Source organism: Bacillus sp. ISL-39, assembly GCF_018613295.1.
Lineage (GTDB): Bacteria > Bacillota > Bacilli > Bacillales > Cytobacillaceae > Mesobacillus.
In genome coordinates this window covers 192,166-211,554 of record NZ_JAGGQM010000011.1, presented here as the reverse complement: position 1 = coordinate 211,554, position 19,389 = coordinate 192,166, and the positions used below count along the sequence as shown (strand labels likewise).

17 protein-coding genes and 1 riboswitch are annotated in these 19,389 nt (G+C 44.0%); of the genes, 1 reads left to right on the top strand and 16 read right to left on the bottom strand.

Annotated features, from left to right (window positions below; genetic code table 11):
• Positions 1 to 342: 342 nt before the first annotated feature.
• The 3 genes from sdhB to J7E37_RS11420 all read right to left on the bottom strand — a co-directional run bounded on the left by sdhB (position 343) and on the right by J7E37_RS11420 (position 3,576).
• Positions 343 to 1,104: a succinate dehydrogenase iron-sulfur subunit gene (sdhB, locus tag J7E37_RS11430; RefSeq protein WP_192471469.1), complete on the bottom strand. Its 762-nt coding sequence runs from the start codon at positions 1,102 to 1,104 to the stop codon at positions 343 to 345.
• A 6-nt stretch (positions 1,105 to 1,110) separates the two neighbouring features.
• On the bottom strand, positions 1,111 to 2,868 hold the full coding sequence (sdhA, locus tag J7E37_RS11425; protein ID WP_215023962.1) for a succinate dehydrogenase flavoprotein subunit: 1,758 nt from the start codon (positions 2,866 to 2,868) through the stop codon (positions 1,111 to 1,113).
• Between the two features lie 99 nt (positions 2,869 to 2,967).
• Positions 2,968 to 3,576 carry a succinate dehydrogenase cytochrome b558 subunit gene (locus J7E37_RS11420; RefSeq protein WP_214777879.1) on the bottom strand — a complete coding sequence of 203 codons (609 nt, stop codon included), beginning with the start codon at positions 3,574 to 3,576 and terminating at the stop codon, positions 2,968 to 2,970.
• A gap of 465 nt (positions 3,577 to 4,041) precedes the next feature.
• Here J7E37_RS11420 and J7E37_RS11415 point away from each other — a divergent pair, with 465 nt between their 5' ends.
• Positions 4,042 to 4,494 carry a YslB family protein gene (locus tag J7E37_RS11415; RefSeq protein ID WP_214777877.1) on the top strand — a complete coding sequence of 151 codons (453 nt, stop codon included), beginning with the start codon at positions 4,042 to 4,044 and terminating at the stop codon, positions 4,492 to 4,494.
• A gap of 383 nt (positions 4,495 to 4,877) precedes the next feature.
• Here J7E37_RS11415 and J7E37_RS11410 read toward each other — a convergent pair whose 3' ends face one another.
• From J7E37_RS11410 to J7E37_RS11350, 13 genes are all read right to left on the bottom strand, one after another.
• A complete protein-coding gene (locus J7E37_RS11410; protein ID WP_215023960.1) occupies positions 4,878 to 6,110 on the bottom strand; it encodes an aspartate kinase in 1,233 nt (410 codons plus the stop codon).
• A 17-nt stretch (positions 6,111 to 6,127) separates the two neighbouring features.
• A complete protein-coding gene (locus tag J7E37_RS11405) occupies positions 6,128 to 6,274 on the bottom strand; it encodes a hypothetical protein (RefSeq protein ID WP_215023958.1) in 147 nt (48 codons plus the stop codon).
• A riboswitch (Lysine riboswitch) is annotated at positions 6,271 to 6,448 on the bottom strand. It overlaps the preceding gene by 4 nt.
• Before the next feature lie 70 nt (positions 6,449 to 6,518).
• Positions 6,519 to 8,291: an excinuclease ABC subunit UvrC gene (gene uvrC, locus J7E37_RS11400; RefSeq protein WP_215023956.1), complete on the bottom strand. Its 1,773-nt coding sequence runs from the start codon at positions 8,289 to 8,291 to the stop codon at positions 6,519 to 6,521.
• 15 nt (positions 8,292 to 8,306) lie between these two features.
• A complete protein-coding gene (locus J7E37_RS11395) occupies positions 8,307 to 9,767 on the bottom strand; it encodes a glycosyltransferase family protein (protein WP_215023954.1) in 1,461 nt (486 codons plus the stop codon).
• A gap of 111 nt (positions 9,768 to 9,878) precedes the next feature.
• On the bottom strand, positions 9,879 to 10,808 hold the full coding sequence (locus tag J7E37_RS11390) for an FTR1 family iron permease (protein WP_214777867.1): 930 nt from the start codon (positions 10,806 to 10,808) through the stop codon (positions 9,879 to 9,881).
• Positions 10,809 to 10,845: 37 nt separating this feature from the next.
• Positions 10,846 to 11,595: a hypothetical protein gene (locus J7E37_RS11385; protein ID WP_214777865.1), complete on the bottom strand. Its 750-nt coding sequence runs from the start codon at positions 11,593 to 11,595 to the stop codon at positions 10,846 to 10,848.
• A gap of 49 nt (positions 11,596 to 11,644) precedes the next feature.
• Positions 11,645 to 12,418, bottom strand: coding sequence for a glycosyltransferase family 2 protein (locus tag J7E37_RS11380; protein WP_215023952.1), 774 nt, complete (start codon positions 12,416 to 12,418; stop codon positions 11,645 to 11,647).
• The gene (locus J7E37_RS11375) at positions 12,411 to 13,886 is read right to left on the bottom strand and encodes an alkaline phosphatase family protein (protein ID WP_214777860.1); all 1,476 of its coding nucleotides are present in this window, start codon (positions 13,884 to 13,886) and stop codon (positions 12,411 to 12,413) included. The genes J7E37_RS11380 and J7E37_RS11375 overlap by 8 nt, the downstream gene beginning before the upstream one ends.
• Positions 13,883 to 14,803: a lysylphosphatidylglycerol synthase transmembrane domain-containing protein gene (locus tag J7E37_RS11370; protein WP_215023950.1), complete on the bottom strand. Its 921-nt coding sequence runs from the start codon at positions 14,801 to 14,803 to the stop codon at positions 13,883 to 13,885. Before J7E37_RS11370 ends, J7E37_RS11375 begins: the two co-directional genes overlap by 4 nt.
• The gene (locus J7E37_RS11365; protein ID WP_215023948.1) at positions 14,787 to 15,737 is read right to left on the bottom strand and encodes an NAD-dependent epimerase/dehydratase family protein; all 951 of its coding nucleotides are present in this window, start codon (positions 15,735 to 15,737) and stop codon (positions 14,787 to 14,789) included. Before J7E37_RS11365 ends, J7E37_RS11370 begins: the two co-directional genes overlap by 17 nt.
• 280 nt (positions 15,738 to 16,017) lie before the next feature.
• Complete coding sequence (locus J7E37_RS11360) at positions 16,018 to 17,244, bottom strand: hypothetical protein (RefSeq protein ID WP_214777853.1); 1,227 nt, start codon at positions 17,242 to 17,244, stop codon at positions 16,018 to 16,020.
• Positions 17,245 to 17,585: 341 nt separating this feature from the next.
• Positions 17,586 to 17,900, bottom strand: coding sequence for a thioredoxin (gene trxA / locus J7E37_RS11355; protein ID WP_214777851.1), 315 nt, complete (start codon positions 17,898 to 17,900; stop codon positions 17,586 to 17,588).
• A gap of 480 nt (positions 17,901 to 18,380) precedes the next feature.
• On the bottom strand, positions 18,381 to 19,358 hold the full coding sequence (locus J7E37_RS11350; RefSeq protein WP_214777847.1) for an electron transfer flavoprotein subunit alpha/FixB family protein: 978 nt from the start codon (positions 19,356 to 19,358) through the stop codon (positions 18,381 to 18,383).
• Positions 19,359 to 19,389 lie beyond the last annotated feature (31 nt).

Here is a 19,389-nt window from a genome sequence, read left to right as displayed (position 1 = left end):
AGCCCGGAATTATCGGGCTTTTTTCCATTGTCTAGTTCCAGCGCCTAGCCAGTTTTCATCCCTGAGAGTGTTTCCTCGAGTATCTTGCGAGAAGCGTTAGCTTTGAGCAGCTCGAGTCGCTTGTCTAGCTGCGGCTCCTAACTCCTCGAGACGTTTGTCTAGTGTCGCCTCCTAGAAACTCCGAAACTTCAACTCCGCCGGAAGGGTCGGAGTCTCCAGTTTCTGCGTGTCTGGGCAGTCGGCTATACTTTTCGGTTTCGGTCCGCCCAATGAAGTCAAAGAACGACTTCACCGGTCGGCCCTCCAGCGCTTGTCGGGGTTGGACAAGGCGCTTACGCTTCTTTATACTTGATCGCTTCCGAAGAAGTTCTTGAATGACTGGAATGTTGTATCACGATTCAAGGCTGCGATTGATGTAGTCAATGGAATTCCTTTAGGGCAAGACTGAACGCAGTTCTGTGAGTTACCGCAGTTCGCAAGTCCGCCGTCTCCCATGATTGTTTCAAGACGCTCGCCTTTGTTCAAAGCACCAGTTGGGTGGGCGTTGAAGAGACGAACCTGTGATAATGGCTGCGGCCCGATGAAATCTGACTTGTCGTTTACATTAGGGCAAGCCTCAAGGCAAACGCCGCAAGTCATACACTTCGAAAGTTCATAAGCCCACTGACGCTTTTTCTCCGGCATACGTGGACCAGGTCCAAGGTCGTAAGTACCATCAATAGGAACCCATGCCTTGACGCGCTTCAATGAGTCGAACATGCGGCTGCGGTCAACCTGAAGGTCACGGACAACCGGGAATGTTCTCATAGGTTCAAGCCTGATTGGCTGCTCAAGCTGGTCAACGAGCGCAGAACATGACTGGCGCGGGCGTCCATTGATGACCATTGAACACGCACCACATACCTCTTCAAGGCAGTTCATATCCCAGGAAATTGGGGTAGTGGCTTCACCTTTTGTATTTACAGGATTACGACGAATTTCCATTAGCGCGGAAATGACGTTCATATTTGGACGGTAATCAAGTTCGAACTCTTCCTGATAAGGGGCTGAATCAGGAGTATCCTGGCGGCTGATGATAAAACGGACAGTTTTTTTCTCTGACATGCTCTATTACTCCCCTTTCTTCTTAGAATAATCGCGCTTACGCGGTTGGATTAATGAAGTATCAACTTCTTCATAATGGAAAGCTGGCGCAGAGTTTGCATCAACAAACTTCGCCATAGTTGTTTTCAAGAAGTCCTCGTCATTACGATCAGGGAATTCTGGTTTATAGTGTGCCCCACGGCTTTCATTACGGTTATAAGCACCGATTGTGATAACACGTGCAAGCTGGAGCATGTTTTGAAGCTGGCGTGTGAACACAGCACCCTGGTTGCTCCATTTAGCAGTATCATTGATATTGATATTTTTATATCGCTCCATCAACTCGACGATCTTTTCGTCTGTTTTCTGAAGTCTATCATTGTAGCGAACTACAGTTACATTGTCTGTCATCCACTCGCCAAGCTCTTTGTGAAGGACATATGCATTCTCTGTTCCATCCAGTGACATGACATTGTCCCACTTCTCCTGCTCCATCTTGACAGCATCATCGTAAAGTGCTGAAGAAATAGCATCTGAGCTCTTTTCAAGGCCGTTAATGTAACGGATTGCGTTTGGACCTGCAACCATACCGCCGTAGATTGCTGACAACAATGAGTTGGCACCAAGACGGTTCGCACCGTGCTGAGAATAATCAACCTCACCTGCAGCAAACAGGCCTGGAATATTTGTCATTTGATCATAGTCAACCCAAAGTCCACCCATAGAATAGTGAACGGCAGGGAATATTTTCATAGGAACTTTTCTTGGGTCATCACCCATGAATTTCTCATAGATTTCGATGATACCGCCAAGCTTGATATCAAGCTCTTTCGGATCCTTGTGTGATAGATCGAGGTAAACCATGTTCTCGCCGTTGATGCCAAGCTTCTGGCTTACGCAAACGTCAAAGATTTCACGTGTAGCAATGTCACGCGGCACAAGGTTTCCATAAGCAGGATACTTCTCTTCAAGGAAGTACCATGGCTTGCCATCTTTGTACGTCCAAACTCGTCCACCTTCACCACGGGCAGATTCACTCATCAGACGAAGCTTGTCATCTCCCGGGATTGCAGTAGGGTGAATCTGGATGAATTCCCCGTTAGCGTAATAACCTCCCTGCTGATAAACGATCGCAGCAGCTGAACCAGTATTGATAACTGAGTTCGTTGTTTTACCGAAAATGATACCAGGACCACCCGTAGCCATAATTACAGCATCAGCAGCAAATGATTTGATTTCCATTGAAGTCAGGTTCTGTGCTACGACACCGCGGCACACGCCTTCCTCATCCTTAACTATTCCGAGGAATTCCCATCCTTCATACTTTGTAACCAAACCAGCCACTTCATGGCGGCGAACCTGCTCATCCAAAGCATATAGAAGCTGCTGTCCAGTTGTCGCACCCGCAAATGCTGTACGGTGGTGCTGCGTGCCTCCAAAGCGGCGGAAATCAAGCAAGCCTTCCGGTGTACGGTTGAACATTACACCCATACGGTCAAGAAGGTGGATGATTCCAGGTGCTGCTTCAGCCATCGCTTTTACAGGCGGCTGGTTCGCCAGGAAGTCTCCGCCGTATACTGTATCATCAAAGTGCTCCCATGGAGAGTCACCTTCACCTTTAGTATTTACTGCACCGTTGATTCCGCCCTGTGCACATACAGAGTGGGAACGTTTTACCGGCACAAGAGAAAACAGTTCAACAGGAGTTCCTGTTTCTGCAACTTTTATTGTAGCCATTAAGCCGGCCAAACCGCCGCCGACTACGATCACCTTACCTTTACTCATCGTGACTCACTCCCTTAAATCCATGTCTGTCTTTCATATCCGATCAATAGTTGTTCTTTTTTCCAGCCAAAGCTCCGGACTGAAGCACTGGAAAATGACTTATACAAATGCCAGGATTGCGCGGACACCTACAATGGAAAGCGCAATGAAAACTCCGATAGTGACGTAAGTGGAAATCACTTGAGAACGTGGTGTTACAGTGATTCCCCAGCTTACGAAGAATGACCATAATCCGTTCGCAAAGTGGAAAGTCGTAGAGATGACACCGATTAAATAGAACCAAAGCATGAATGGAGAGGAAAGGATTGTCTCCATCATCTGGAAGTTAACTTCTGCACCAAATGCTGCGGCGATACGAGTTTCCCATACATGCCAAGCTACGAAAATCAAAGTAATCACACCGGACACACGCTGAAGCATGAACATCCAGTTTCTGAAATAGCTATATTGGCCTATATTGTTTTTTGCCGTAAAAGCAATATAAAGACCGTAAATTGCATGGAATAATAATGGTAAGAAGATAATGAAAATTTCTAAAAAGTACCTGAAAGGCAACTGCTCCATAAAATGTGCTGCGTTATTGAATGATTCTTCTCCCCCTGTAGCGAAATGGTTGACTACAAGGTGCTGCATTAGGAAAAGACCTACTGGAATGACGCCCAGCAAAGAATGCAGCCTCCGCCAATAAAACTCTTGTCTACCTGCCATAAGTATACCCCCCTGAAATTTGGCCGTGATGTTCCGGTTTCTCTCCCCATCCCTATTAATCTAACAGAATGATCCAACCTAACATCAAAAAAATAAGCATTTCTTACAATTATGTGACATGTTCATTTTACTCCCATCATAATAGAGCGTCAAGAAAACGGATACATAAAAATGCTTATATAAATAAAATTTTTTAAATATATTGATATTGTAAAAATCCCTCTTTCTAATTATTCCAACGCATTAAAGAGTATATTAAAATAATACTATTGCCTAATGGATACGACTTATAAAAATTTCCCGATGCAATAATTTTTGATTAAGAAAGTTTCGGGTATGGTATAAACATGGAAAAATTTTATAGAATTTCTTATGCCATGCAAAATTTAACACTTTTAATTTAATGAACACAGGTTGTTTTCGCGGCAAATTGTTTATAATAGAGTGATAGAAAGAGGGGAGAACATGAGTGAAATAACTACTTCAGAGCAAAAAACAGAGAGCGCGCCACTGGCTGTCCCTGCATTCGGTTATGAACTGGTCAGGGAAGTCCTCCTGCCGGAATTGCTCGGCAAAGATACACCAGAAATCCTGTATTGGGCCGGAAAACGCCTCGCCCGGAAATATCCATTATCAACCCTTGACGAAACCATCCGTTTTTTCCAGGATGCCGGCTGGGGAACGCTAACCATCAAAGAAGAATCCCGAAGAGAAATGGTGCTTGTCCTTGGAAGCGAGCTCATTTCCTCCCGATTGAAAAACAACCCAAACACCACATTCCAGCTAGAAGCAGGTTTCATTGCCCAGCAAATGGAACAACAGAAAAAAGTAACAGCCGAAGCCTTCGAACACCCCAATAAAAAATCATCGAAAATCCAGTTTACGGTTAAGTGGGACAAGAATGATTTGATTGAGTAGTAGTTTATTATGACATGGGCACAGCGATACCCTTGCTGTGCCCCTGAAAATTCTGATATCTTCCCCTGCCTTTTCTTATCCATTCCACAGTTGCCGCGTTTTCGCCTTTGCCCACATCAACCTAATGAATGTGACGATCATCCTGTGTTTTTCCTTTTTATCCGCACATTAACCGCTTTTATGTGACGATATTTCTTCGCTTTTTCCTTTTATCCGCACATTAACCGCTTTAATGTGCGGATTCCCCCCACTTCTCCTATTTATCCGTCATAATCACTAATATAAGAATAAATCTCTGAGAATCTCTTTAACGATTACATAGCATGATTGATAAAAGCTTTCCCGATACTGCTCACACCAGGAAGGCTTCTTCAGCGACTCTCTTAATTCGTCTTAACAGCTCCGGAGTATAGCTCAAATGCTTCATGCAATGATTCTACTGCGCTTACCATTTGTTTTTCATCAACTACGGTAGAGACTTTGATTTCGGATGTGCTTACCATCTTCACCTGGATACCGTGTCCTTCAAGGACTTCAAACATTTTGGCGGCTACCCCTGGATTTGAAACCATTCCCGAACCCACAATCGACACCTTTGCAAGGCCGGTTTCGGATTCGACCGCCTGATAGTTCAATGTTTCTTTATTGCGTTCCAATACGTCCAATGCCTCCGGGAGGTCGTTACTCTTAATGGAGAACGAAATATTCGCTAACCCTGCTTCTGTACGGCTCTGGACGATGATGTCGACATTGATGTGGTTCTGTGCAAGTGTTGTGAATATAGTTGAAAGTCCTTTTAATGAAGTGCTTACTCCAAGGACTGATACTCTCGTGATTTGGTCTTCAAACGCTACTCCGCGTACGATTAAATTCTGTTCCATTTCATTCTCCTCCTCGATGATCGTGCCTCTTTCTTTTTCCATACTGGATCTTACTTCAAGCGGCAATCCATAGTTTTTCGCGAATTCCACCGCACGCGGGTGAAGCACGCCTGCCCCCAGATTGGCCAGCTCTAACATTTCATCATAGGAAACGCTCAGCAATTTCCTCGCGCTTTTCACATATCTTGGATCGGTCGTGAACACGCCGGTCACATCGGTATAGATATCGCATTTATCAGCCTTCAGAGCTGCCGCAAGGGCTACTGCCGTGGTATCTGAACCGCCGCGGCCAAGTGTGGTGATTTGACCATCATCCGTAACTCCCTGGAATCCCGCGACAATGACCACCTTGCCACTTTCTAAATCTTTAGCAATCCTGTCTGTCTCGATATCAACAATCCTTGCGTTCCCATGGACAGGTTCAGTTTTGATCCCTGCCTGCCAGCCTGTATAGGAAACTGCGTCAATGCCATTTTGCGCTAGTGCCATTGAAAAAAGTGCGATTGTAATTTGCTCTCCTGTCGTCAACAGCATATCCATCTCTCTTTTTGATGGCGCGCTGGAAATATCATTCGCCATGTCGACAAGATGGTCTGTCGTCTTGCCCATTGCTGATACGACAACGACCACATTATTTCCGTTCTGCAGTTCTTCCGCTGTCCTGCTGGCAGCGTTCCTGATCCTTTCGACATTGCCAACCGATGTTCCGCCAAATTTCTGTACAATCAATCCCATAAGTTTCCCCTGCCTCTTCATTCGTATTTTGCCTCTAATAGAGTTTCATGGCCAATCCGCATATGTATTTTTTCCAGTCCTTCTTTAAAAAAGATCCAGAAAAACAGAAAAAGCAATGGAAGTGGCTCCCATTGCTTGATAAACGTGTATATACGCTGCAACATGAGATAGCACTCCAAGATGGCAATCTTGACAATCCAGCGTTTATTCAACGAAGGACCAGCGAGAAAATCGATAGGCATTTCCCCACTTCGGCGAACGTCCCCTTTCAAAGTCCATCCCCGAATCCTACAATTCTCTAGACTTTTACTCTTGAAGCTCGCACCTCTATCTACACTTTAATGCTCTAAAGTGATAGCTATATGAAATTTTTTATCATTATAGCATACCTAAAAATAGAATGCTACCTTAATTCTGTAATTTCTGAAATAGCTCCTCTGCCACATTTGCCGGCAGGCCGGCAGCGTTCAACTCTTCCACAGAGGCTTCCCTCATTTTTTTCACCGAACCGAAATGCTTCAGCAGAGCCTTCTTGCGCTTTTCGCCAATGCCTGGAATATCATCGAGCAGTGACTGAAATGCACTTTTGCCTCTTAGCTGGCGGTGGAAGGTGATCGCGAACCGGTGGACCTCATCCTGGATTCTTTGCAGTAGGTAAAACTCCTGGCTGTTACGCGCCAGTTCGATCACCTGCAGCGGGTTTCCGTAGAGCAGCTGGGAGGTCCTGTGCTTGTCATCCTTCGCCAGGCCGGCAATCGGGATGTCGAGCCCTAGCTCATTTTCCAGTACATCACGCGCTGACTCGATATGTCCTTTTCCGCCATCGATGATAATCAAATCCGGCAGCGGCAACCCCTCTTTCAGGACACGTATATACCTGCGCCTTACGACTTCCCTCATGGACTCATAGTCATCCGGACCTTTGACTGATTTAATTTTGTATTTGCGATATTCCCTTTTTTCAGGCTTGCCGTCGATAAAAACAATCATCGCTGATACCGGATCGGTCCCCTGGATGTTCGAGTTATCGAAGGACTCGATCCGATGAGGGGTGTAAATGCCCATTTGCTTGCCAAGGTTCTCAACAGCCTTGATGGTCCGTTCCTCATCGCGATCGATTAATGAAAACTTTTCTTTCAGGGCGATGCCCGCATTCTTGGACGCCAGATGGACAAGTTCCTTCTTCTTTCCACGCTGCGGTTTTAGGACTTTCACTTCAAGCAGACCCTCTGCTAATTCTAGGTCCACACCCTCAGGCACCAATACTTCCTTCGGCTTGAAATGCTCATTTTTCGAATAAAATTGCCCCAGGTATGTGAGGATATCTTCTTCAGGTTCATTGTGGATCGGAAACATTGAAACTTCCCGTTCGATCAACTTTCCTTGACGAATGAAGAAGACCTGAACACACATCCAGCCCTTGTCGACAGCATAGCCAAACACATCGCGGTCGGTAAAATCCGTCGTCGTCATCTTCTGTTTTTCCATCGTTGCCTCTATATGGGCGATCTTGTCGCGAAATTCCTTCGCACGTTCAAAATCCAATTCCTCGGCAGCAGCCGCCATTTTAGCCGTCAAATCTACCTTGATTTCCTTATAGCCCCCATTGAGGAAGCGAGTGATTTCATCCGTAATCTGCTTATATTCGTCCCTGCTGACGTCCTTGATGCATGGTGCTAGACATTGGCCCATATGGTAATAGAGACAGACACGGTCTGGCAGTGTCGAGCACTTTCGGAGCGGATAAATCCTGTCCAGCAGTTTTTTTGTCTCATTGGCCGCCTGTACATTTGGATACGGCCCAAAATATTTGCCGCTGTCCTTCTTTACTTTTCTCGTAATGATCAGCTTTGGATGCCGTTCCGCGGTCAGCTTGATGAACGGATATGATTTATCATCCTTAAGCATGATATTATATTTTGGATCATATTTCTTGATTAAATTGATTTCAAGAAGCAGTGCTTCCATATCGGAGGAAGTGACGATATACTCAAAATCCTCAATTTCATTGACAAGCCGAAGAGTTTTACCGTCATGCGATCCTGTAAAATAAGAACGCACCCTGTTCTTCAATATTTTGGCTTTCCCAACATAAATGATGGTCCCCTGCCTGTCCTTCATCAAATAACAACCTGGCTGAGCAGGGAGAAGAGCAAGCTTATTCCTGATTTGTTCATTCAAGCCGTTCACCTCCTGTTACGGTGTCCATTTATATAAAATAATCTTATGATAGACTGGATCAAAAAGTATATCCGAAGTAAATGTTTCTACCTTCTCGAGCTTCCCGTCAAGATCAAAGCCCTGCAATCGGAAACCCTCGACAACACTGTTGGTTAGATAAACCGTCTTTCCTTTATATAACCCCTGGTCATGGAGGAAATTTCCATAGGTATAGATTCGCTTATGCGGGTAAGGCATTTCGAGATACTGGAGTACCCTTGTTTCTTCCCACGTATACAAAACGAAGTCCTCTGACTGTTCCTCTAAATAATGCGCAAGCTGGTAGACCGCCGGCTCGACTGCTGCCTGTTTTTGTATATAGCTTGAAGAAATAATTGCCTGGGCAATGATGACTACAACCACTAGCAGGCTGGCATATACCTCTGCCCTTTTTTTAAAATAGGCAGTAAGTCCGAGAAACAGGAGCAATAGCGCCAGCGGCAGTATATGCCGCGGTTTTTCGATATTCTGGGCAAAGAGCGCCCAGACAGCGTAAGCGAGGAACAGCAATGCGCCGATCCGGACGCTATTTTCCTTGAAAGCTTTGCTTTTAGATGCCGGCAAAAATAAAACTATGCCAATAACTATATATAATACCATCAAAACAGTTGTTCGTGAAAAAATTCCCCACCATAAAATGTTTGTAAACAGGAATGCTTTAAGCCTTGCAAAAAAAGACAGATCATTCGATGCCGATGTGCCGCCCCATTCCTGAAAATGCCCGCCAGTGAAACCAAAAGCAAGCTCCAGGAAATTAGAAAGGCCACCTTCAGAAATAATCAGGCCGATAACCCAGACCAACTGAAGCAATCCAGCGAGAACCACATATTTGATAACGCTGCCCAATGTAATCTCCCGTTTTGCCCATTTCCTGTAAAGCAGATAAATCAGCCCGATTCCCATAGGGATATAGCTAAGCCTGATTCCCAACAGCACACTGAATAAAATCAGGGGAAGCAGCATCCATTTGCCTGCTGGCCTGGACTCTGCGGCCGCGATACTCCAGAAGAACCACCAAAAAGCAGCAAGGGCGGCACCCTCTGACATTGGCTGGTTCACGATGATCAATGGATAGCTGGCAGTATAAATGGCAGCTGCAATGAGGAAGGCATTCGTCCTGCTCAAAACTCTTGATGCAAGTAAATACACAGGCAGGATGGAGCTGGCATACACTAAAACATTAAATATAACCAGTGCCTTATTTGGAAAACCAACGAAAAACTTCAGCAGCATACCGCCAAGAATAAAATACGGATATCCGGGAAAATGCGGCTGCATCGCACGAAGGTCAAACCGGTCCATAGCCAGGGTAAAATCAACTTGATCCCAAGAAGCGACGAAGGAATTAAGTGAATTCAACTGGACGGCGAACATGTAAAGGACCGCAAGCGAACTTAGTCCAAGAATAATTATTCTGTTCATTTTTTCTAAATTCATCATTTTACACCAACTAACTTCCACAGGGGGCGTTTTTACGTATGAAAAAAGTACAAGGAAATTCCCTGTACTTTTCTGGAGAGAGGATCATGCTGCCTCAAATCAAATTGATTATTTAACTTGTGGGTTCAATACTACTTGCTTGTTTTCTGCTTCTTTATTGACAGCAGCCTTTTCTTTCCCGGGACTGCGTGATGAAGTCAGCAGGAAAATCGCAGCAAAGTATCCGATATAGGCAATGACTTCTTCAATTGAAGGCATTGATGAGTATCCAAACAGAGCCTTCAGGAAGATGCCCACATCGCCAGAGATAATCGGTGCGACACCAGTATCACGTAGATAATGTGCATGATCAATCGGATGTTCCGGCAATAGCCACGTAATATCATAAACATGATACATAACGCTTCCAATTATGTTTACATCCTGCATCATCGAAATCGCCTGTACGAGCAATCCGGCAGAAATCAGGATGATAAAGGCACCAGTGATTTGGAAAAACGTCTTTAGCTTTACCTTCATCGTGCCTTTGAAGAACATGTAAGAGACGGCAACGGCAATCAATGTACCTGTGATCGCTCCCCATCCCTGCATGGCAGCACCGATGTTACCACCTGTGATTGCCGCAAAGAAGAAGACCGTTTCAATACCTTCACGCAAGACGACAAGGAATGAATGGATGACCATACCGACAATATTTCCTGTCGAGATGAATTTCTTCATTTTCCCTTCCATGTTCCCTTTTAGGTCCTTACTGTGACTCGCCATCCAGAATACCATCTGGGTCAAGAGAACAGTGGACACAATCATGATTCCTATTTTCAAATAAATCTCACTGCCCATAGCAGCGAAGCCAGTGAACACAACCTGGAACAAAATCGCAACTCCGATACTTGCCAGAACAGCAAGTCCGGCACCCAGCCATACATACTTTGTATACTTTGGATTACCAGTTCTCTTTAAATAGGTTGTGATGATTCCGATGATTAATAACGCTTCCAATACTTCACGAAAAGTAATCAATAACGCTTGAACTTCCATTGCTGATTCTCCCCTCTCCAAGGTGTCATCTATCTATTTACTTTCTTCGTTTAATGCCAATAACAACTATCGCACCAATGACCGCGACTATGAGGATCAAAGGAATCCAGTTACGGATATTTGAACGATCTGTCCAGTCCTTTTTGCCTGGTCCTTCTTCTTCCTCTGTATCTGTAAAATGCCCGACTTCCAGGCTCGGAAGATCAAATTCATCTTGCAATGTATTCAGGATATTTTCTTTTTTCTCTTTAAAAACTTCTATGTCAGAAGGCTTCTTCCCTACTCCAAAGAGCCCGGGATTTCCTAGTGCCTCAAGTGCAGCATCAAAGTCAGCTTTTATTTGTTTATCCACTTCAGGGTTATTGCCCTCTACCTTTGGCGATAGCGCTTGATATGTAGCATATCCCTTTGCCAGCAGCTTCTTTGAAGTGTCATACTCCTCAAAGCTTTTCTCAATGCTTTCTAGCCTTCTCGCAACATTCAATACGAGGAGTTTCTCCATATTTTCAATCGTTGCTTCTTTATCTTCTGCTTCCAGGCTTTCCATGATCACTTCTCCTGGCTCGTTTCCCATGTGCATATCGACTTCTTCTTTAACCGTTTCAAACAGGGAGGTTGCGGCCGAGAAGTTTGGAGGGTCCTCATCCAGCTTCAATTGCATTTCCTTATAGACTTCCGCGACTTTTTCTTCATTTGGATCACCATATGAATAAGCGCTGGCAGTCTGTGGAATGCCGTTAATGAGAATAAATATCAATGTAAAACAAAAAAATATAGCTTTTTTCATTTACTGTTCCCTCCTACAATGATAATGATAATGATTATCATTTCTAATGTCAATCATATTTGATAATCGTCACTTTATTGTCACTATTTTTACTGTTTTTAGATGGGGATTTTTCTACCCCGATAACCTTTGAGACAGGCCTGGACATTTCCCGGTAGACTGCTGGCACAACATTCGTCATATATTTCTTGAATGAAATGAACGATGTTCCCGTTGTCCTGACGCGGTATTTAATCGGGATTTCAAGGACCCGGAATCCCTTCCTGACAAGATTGAGTGTCAGCACTTGCGCATAATTGTAATCATGGATAATTTCCGCATGCTCAAGAACTTTCCGAGAAAAAGCCCTCATCCCGGACTGGCCGTCATACAGCCATTTTCTCAACAATAATGTTTGCAGGAGGGTGAAACAATAGTTCCCTATCCTGCGATGAAATTTCATCCCTTTAATTGTGCCCATAAATCGGGAACCCATTGTATAATCCGCTTCTCCATTTAGAATCGGCTTGACTATATCAGGAATCTGCCAAGCAGGGTACTCTCCATCAGCATCAATCATCACACCGACGTCGGCACCCCTCCGGAAGCATTCTTCTATTCCTTTTCGGACCGCGGCTCCCAGGCCCCGGTTTTTCTCGAAGCTTATAATATGGTCGGCCCCTGCTTTTTTCGCTTCAGCAACAGTTCCGTCCGTCGAACCATCATCAATGATTAAAACCTCTACTTGATCCGCTCCGGCAAAGGTACGAGGGATATTTACAATCACTTCCCCAATGGATTCTTCTTCGTTAAAAGCCGGCAAAAATACGATAACTTTACTCAATTACATTCTCATCCTTCTCTGCTTTTATTGCATCCATTAGAACTTTTCCTCTGCTGCTCGCCGGATAAGGGGCACCCATCAGATAAGAAATCGTCGGTGCCAGGGATACAAGGCTGTGTTTTTCTTGGACTTTAACTCCCTTGGCGATATGTGGTCCATGCATGAAAAATGGAACAAATCGTTCTCCTTCATCCAGGTGTCCGTGACCGCCGATCCCATCAGCCTGTCCGTGGTCTGCACAGACTACAAGTGTTGTGTTCTCCATCTTCCCTTCGCTTTCCAGCCATTGAACAAACTCCTGAATGAGGGCGTCTGCTTCCTCAATCTTTTCAATATAATCATCATAGAGGACACCTCGGCTGTGGCCAACCTGATCCGTGCCGATCATCTGGACTATAAACAGATCCGGGTCCTGTTCATCCATAATTTTTCTTGCCCTAGCAAGCATGTTTGTATCCGCTTTGTCCTTATGCATGACAGCTGTAACGGTCTCGACATCACTGCCCATCGCATCAACGAGGTGGGCAATGCCAAGAAGCCGCCCTCTTTTGCCCACTTTGCGAAGCGAGTCAAATATTGTTTCTGTGTTAACTCCAAGTTTATAGACCATATTCGACTTGATGCCATGCTCAAACGGATAGGTCCCAGTGAACATGGAACTGAAGCAAACAACGGTCCTGGCAGGATACAATGTTTCCATATTCAAGTATTCAGTACCGTTCTCTTTTAGCTGATCGAGAAATGGTGTATTCGCTTCATAAAAGCGCTCTTTGCGCATTCCGTCAATAACGATGACAATTACCTTATCGGACAGGCCATTCTCCGGCACTTCCGGTCCATCATCCTTCGTGTAGCTCTCATATGCCTTTGGCTTCCAGTCAAATAAATATCGGTGCAGAATAAAGGCAAAGAGGAGGACAAAGCCATAAAAAATAGCCATATCAAAAAAAGGTATATTCGCACCGGCGGTTAAGGTACCGAATGACAGTTCCCAGAGAGAAAGCAGCAGGAAAACTTTCGGAAGCTGCTCCTGTGCATTCCCGCTGGTAGAGTCACTATTCTTTAAAACAAGCTTCCAAAACCTTGTGAAATTAAGCCATGAAGTACCAATCCTTAGATGATAGTAAAGCGTTCCCCAGAAAAACACTGTAAAGAAAAAGTACAATCCGGCTGCGAAAAGCAGAAGATTAATATCAGGCTCAGGCCAAACAATCATAAAAACAATTAATGGTATCCACAAATAGTTTCTCAAGAATAGTGGAAAATCATAAATAAAATAGATGATGAACAGCGGAAGCACAGTCAGGAAGGAGAGTAAAAAATCAGCTATGCTGCCTGTACTCCCTAAATCTCCGAGATGAAATAATACCATGGTGCCAACTGTAAAAATTGGCGTAAAGGGCTTCCCCTCATTAAGCAAATTCCAGCTTCGGGCCGCGAATTTCTCAAACTTTGAAGCACTTTTCATGATTCGTTGCCCCTTTCCCTAGTCCATTTTTTCAGTAAGTGCGCCGGTACAGGATAAGCAGCCAATGCAATCCCTCCGACTATGAAAGAAAATAAATATTTCAATCCATGGGTAATGACCGCAGCTGTATAGGCATTTTCGGGAGCTATTCCATTTGCTCCTAACGCAAAAACCATAATGGCCTCATAGCTGGCAATTCCTCCTGGTGTGATCTGGAAGATCTGCCCGGCAACCGTAATGCTGTTTACCCAAATTGCCTGTACAAAGCTGATGATGCTTCCGCCATTCAATATGACCCCATAAATGACTGCTGCTTCGAGGATCCAGCTTATCAGGGTCAGCATAATGATCCAGACTCCCCGCCAGCCAGTGAAAGCATTTTTCACTATAGTTAATTGTCTGTCAAAGAAAGCACGGAATTTATAGTAAAGAATGATTGTGACAACAACACCGCTTGCTCCCAGCCATACGAGAAACTTTCCATTCAAAGGCAGCTCAAGAAAAGCCAATCCTGCCGAAGCCATTCCAAATAGAATTAACGTATCCATAACCCGGAGGACGATCACTGAATTAAATGCTTCTAACCCCGTAATATCCGGCTCCCTCGCTTTCAAGACACCAATCCTCGCAAAATCTCCCGCTTTGACTGGAAGGAGATGATTCAGCAGCAAGCTGTAAAACAGGCCGTACATGCAGGTTGTAAGTCGTACTCTATTGTTCAGATAAAGCTTCCAGGCTGCCCCCCTTGCCAAAAAAGCAAGGAAATAACTGCAGAAAATGAGCAGCAGGATTCCTGGTTTTGTTGCGATTGCCTTTATTTCCTCTATAATCATGCCAGCATCAAGATAATAAAACGTCATAATTAGAAATGCGGAAATCAGCAAAATGGAAATTAGTTTCTTAAAGGTAGTCTTCATACTGCTCAGCCCATTCCACAGTCTCTGCAATTCCTTTTCTGAAGTCCACCTCTGGTTGATAACCAAGCAATTCCCTTGCCAGGGTAGTATCAGCCCATGTCCGGTCCACGTCTCCCGCACGGTTTTCCTCACGCCTGATTTTCATATCAGGATAGTAAATCCGGAGCTCGTCCAAAAGCTGGTCCATCGAAACCGGCCTGCCGGATCCAATATTGATAATGGCACTTTGTTCCAAATTTTCCAGAGCAAGGCTAATGCCGTTCACAATGTCACCTACATATGTATAATCACGAGATCCGCCCTGGCCAAAAATCGTGATTTCTTCACTGTTTTTCAATTTTTTTATGAAATTAGCGATTGCCATATCCGGCCTTCCCCATGGACCGTAAACAGTAAAGAATCTTAGGATCTTAACATCCAGTCCATATAGATGGCCATACACATGGCAAAAAGATTCAGCCGCGTATTTTGAGGCCGCGTAAGGAGAAATAGGTTTCCCAGCTGCCATCTCTTCTTTGAACGGGATATTTCTCATCGTTCCATATACAGATGATGAAGAAGCAAAAATGACCTGCTTCACACCAGCCTTTCCGGCTCCTTCAAGTACGTTGACCGTAGCCTTCACATCATAATCTATGTATTCAAGCGGGCGAAGAATCGAATAAGCGACTCCTGGCAATGCCGCCAGGTGGACAATTGCTTCCGGTGATATTCTTTTGATGATGTCAATGGTCTTTTCACGGTCCAGAAGATCTGCTTGATAAAATTGAAAATCACCGGCTTTTTTAATGACATCCAGATGCTGTTTTTTTCTCTCAACAGAGTAATAAGGGTGCATGTTATCGATGATCGCCACCTCATGATGCTCCTTCAGCATTTTTACGGCAAAATGGCTTCCAATGAACCCTGCTCCTCCAGTAATCAAAATTCTCACGATTACACCTCTTTCTTTCTCAAGCCATTTTACCATAGTATTTCATCTAGGCTCTTTTCTCAAACTTTGTTGCTATTGACTACAAAATAGGATTGTATTACCTAAGTTTCATGACAAAATTAACGCTTATTATGAGAAAAGAGCTTGCTAACTTAGTACCGACATACAAAATGACTTTTGTCACGTTAATATCGGCTTTAGGATTTTAACAACAATCTTTACGAAAACAGCCTTCATCTAAAAAACGAAAATAGAGCCGCATCGCTGCGGCTCCCGTTTTTTAAAGCAGACCATCTACTGCTGAAATAACTGCGTCGCCTTTTGCTTTTGCATCTTCCGGCTTATTTTCCGCAATGGCATTATACCATGCTTCAGCATCTGCAAATACGGCCTGAGTTTTTTCTTCACCTAATTTTTCAGTCATCTGCCCTTGAAGCATTTTCAGGAACATGTTCCCTTCCATTGCACTTACTTTAGCTTCAACCGCATTGTTTTCTGCTAACAGATTCGGAGCCTTTTCGTAGTAGCCTTTGATTTTGCCAGCCACTGCCTTAGCGAATAAAGCATTTGTTTCTGCCGCTTTAATCGCAGCTGGATCAGTAGTGTTCAAAGTGAATAATTTATCTAACTGAGCAGCAGCCGCTTCATCTCCGCCGCTAAGAGAACCCTTGATTGCTTGATAGAAGCCCCATGCCTCAGCCTGCATGATGGATAGTTCCTGCTTATCTTTTCCTTCTTTAACTCCTGCTTCAATTTTCTCAGCATAAGATTTTGCTGCAAGATAGTAGCTTCTGTAGATTGACTTATCCGTTACCTGAAGATATACCTGGAAATCTTCAGCATTACCAGCATTAAGCGCTTCTTCCTGTGCGGATAGTCCGGAATTAATGTTCTCGACAAGGCTAGCATCTCCGCTAAGCTCGTAATACTTATCACGTTTTTCAGCTGTTGGAATGAAAACTTTTTCCGTCAGATGCTTAATTTGCGCGAATGCAAGATTTGCGTCTTCCTTCTTGTCCTCAGTCAGTGCAGCAACAGCTTCCTTTTGAAGTGCCTTTTGATTTTGATAGAAATAGGATTGAATTGTCTTATCCGTCAATTGAACAGCGATAATTGGTTCCATTTCTCCGCTTTTTCCAGCTGTAAGTGCAGCCTGGATTGCCTGGTCGAATTCAGGACTAAGCTCGGCTACATCCTTTTGAAGACCTGCTTCATATTGTTGCTGGACAGTATCCCAGTTCACTTCCTGGCCTTCTTTGGCTTTTACTAGTTCGGACATCATATCAGAATAAGCAGCAGCTTGCTTTGCTGCATCTGTATCTTCAACGTTCACTTCCTTGGTTTCTTCATTATTATTTTCCTTAGTTTCTTCAGTCTTTTTTTCTGTTTCAGCCTGTTTGTTTTCTTTAGGCTTTTCTGCTGTTTCGTCTCCTCCGCACGCTGCCAATACTGTACTTGCCATTAAAAAACTTGCAAAAATTGCTTTCAGATGCTTTTTCTTGTTCATGTTTTAAATCCCCCCTATGTAATGTGAGTAGTCTTATAAATGATAATGATTTTCATTGACAATTGTTATTATAGGCGAGAATGATTATCACTGTCAACGAACTTTGTAAGAAAACTTTGACAAACTTGTGAAATGTTAATTTTACACTTAATCTGAACGAGATCTAAGCAGCAAAAGTGATAGCAAAGCTGATTGAATACTATTTAAATTTTCGACATCTAGGTGCATAACCTATCAATCTTCTACCAAAGAAGCATTGTTATTATGTTTCAAATAAAGTTCTGCATTCAGTTCATAAAAAAATCCCGCCTTCTCTGAAGGCGGGATTTTTTGCTTTAATCTTAGATATGCTGCTGCAGGCGTCCTGCAAGTGCTTCTTTTGGTTGGAATCCGACTACTTTATCAACCGGCTGACCATCCTTAAGGACAAGTAGTGTCGGGATGCTCATGATGCCATATTGAGCTGCAGTCTGCTGATTGTCATCAACATCAAGCTTCACGATTTTTACTTTATCGCTCATTTCTGAATCTAATTCTTCAAGCACAGGAGCGATCATTTTACATGGGCCGCACCAAGGTGCCCAAAAGTCAACAAGCACTAGGCCTGATCCTGTTTCGTTAGCAAAAGTTGCGTCAGTAGCATGTGTAATAGCCATTTGAATGCCTCCTAAATAAATCTGAATACTAACGTCAGTATATCATCGTTTACCAATTGATGCTATTTATCTGCTCTTGTTGTAATTTACCCTTTTCACATATGAATATTCCCATTTTATTCGTTTTTACAGGAACAAAAAGCGCAAGCGCCTTGTTCAGCCCCGACAAGCGCTGGAGGGCCTGCCAATGAAGTCGTTCTTTGACTTCATTGGCAGGACCGAAATCGAAATGTGTAGCCGACTGCCCAGAAACGCAGAAACTGGAGACTCCGACAAAGAAGCGCTTTTTGCTTCTGCCGGCGGAGTTGAAGTTTCGGAGTTTCTAGGAGGCGAAACTAGACAAGCGTCTCGAGGGGCTAGGCGCTGGAGCTGGATTAAGACACCCATATGTAGTTATCCACACAAAAAATGCTTTTATAATTTCCTATACAGACAAAAAAACGGACGAATGTGACGTCCGTTTTTTTAAGTTAAAAATAATTATGCGTTGACTTTAAGCTTCTTGAATTCTTCAGTAAGCATCGGAATAACTTCGAATAAATCGCCTACGATACCGTAGTCTGCGACTTTGAAGATATTAGCTTCTGGATCCTTATTGATTGCGACAATGACCTTGGAGTTGGACATGCCTGCAAGGTGCTGGATTGCTCCGGAAATACCGGCAGCAATATATAAGTCTGGAGTTACGACTTTACCTGTCTGACCGATTTGCAGTGAATAATCACAATAGTCAGCATCACATGCACCACGTGAAGCTCCAACAGCTCCGCCAAGAACGTCAGCAAGTTCCTTCAGCGGCTCGAAGCCTTCTTCGCTCTTCACACCGCGTCCGCCCGCTACTACAACTTTTGCTTCGGAAAGATCTACACCTTCAGTTGCTTTACGGACAACATCCTTGATGATCGTTCTCAAGTCCTTGATTTCTGCAGAGACTGCTGAAACCTCTCCGGATTTACCTGCATCTCTTTCCAGTGGAGCGATGTTGTTAGGACGGATTGTCGCAAACACTAGTCCATCGGTAACAATCTTCTTTTCAAAAGCTTTACCAGAATAGATTGGACGAGTGAAAACAAGGTTTCCGCCTGCTTCTTCAACCGCTACAGCATCAGAGATTAATCCTGAACCCAATTTGCTTGCGATTTTAGGTGCAAGGTCTTTTCCAAGAGATGTATGACCAAAAATAATTCCTTCCGGGCTTTCCTGCTCGATTACAGCCATCAAAGCTTGTGAGTAACCGTCAGGTGTGTATTGTGAAAGCTTGGCGTCTTCTACTGCCACCACTTTGTCAGCACCATACTGGTAAAGGTCATTCCCTAAAGCGTTTACAGACTCTCCGATCAATACTCCAATTACTTCTCCGCCCTCAGCAACTGTTTTTGCAGCTGCAATTGCTTCGAAAGAAACGTTTCTAAGTTGTCCGTCACGTGATTCTCCCAATACTAATACTTTTCTCGCCATTTGATTTACCTCCTGCGTATTTATTCTTCCT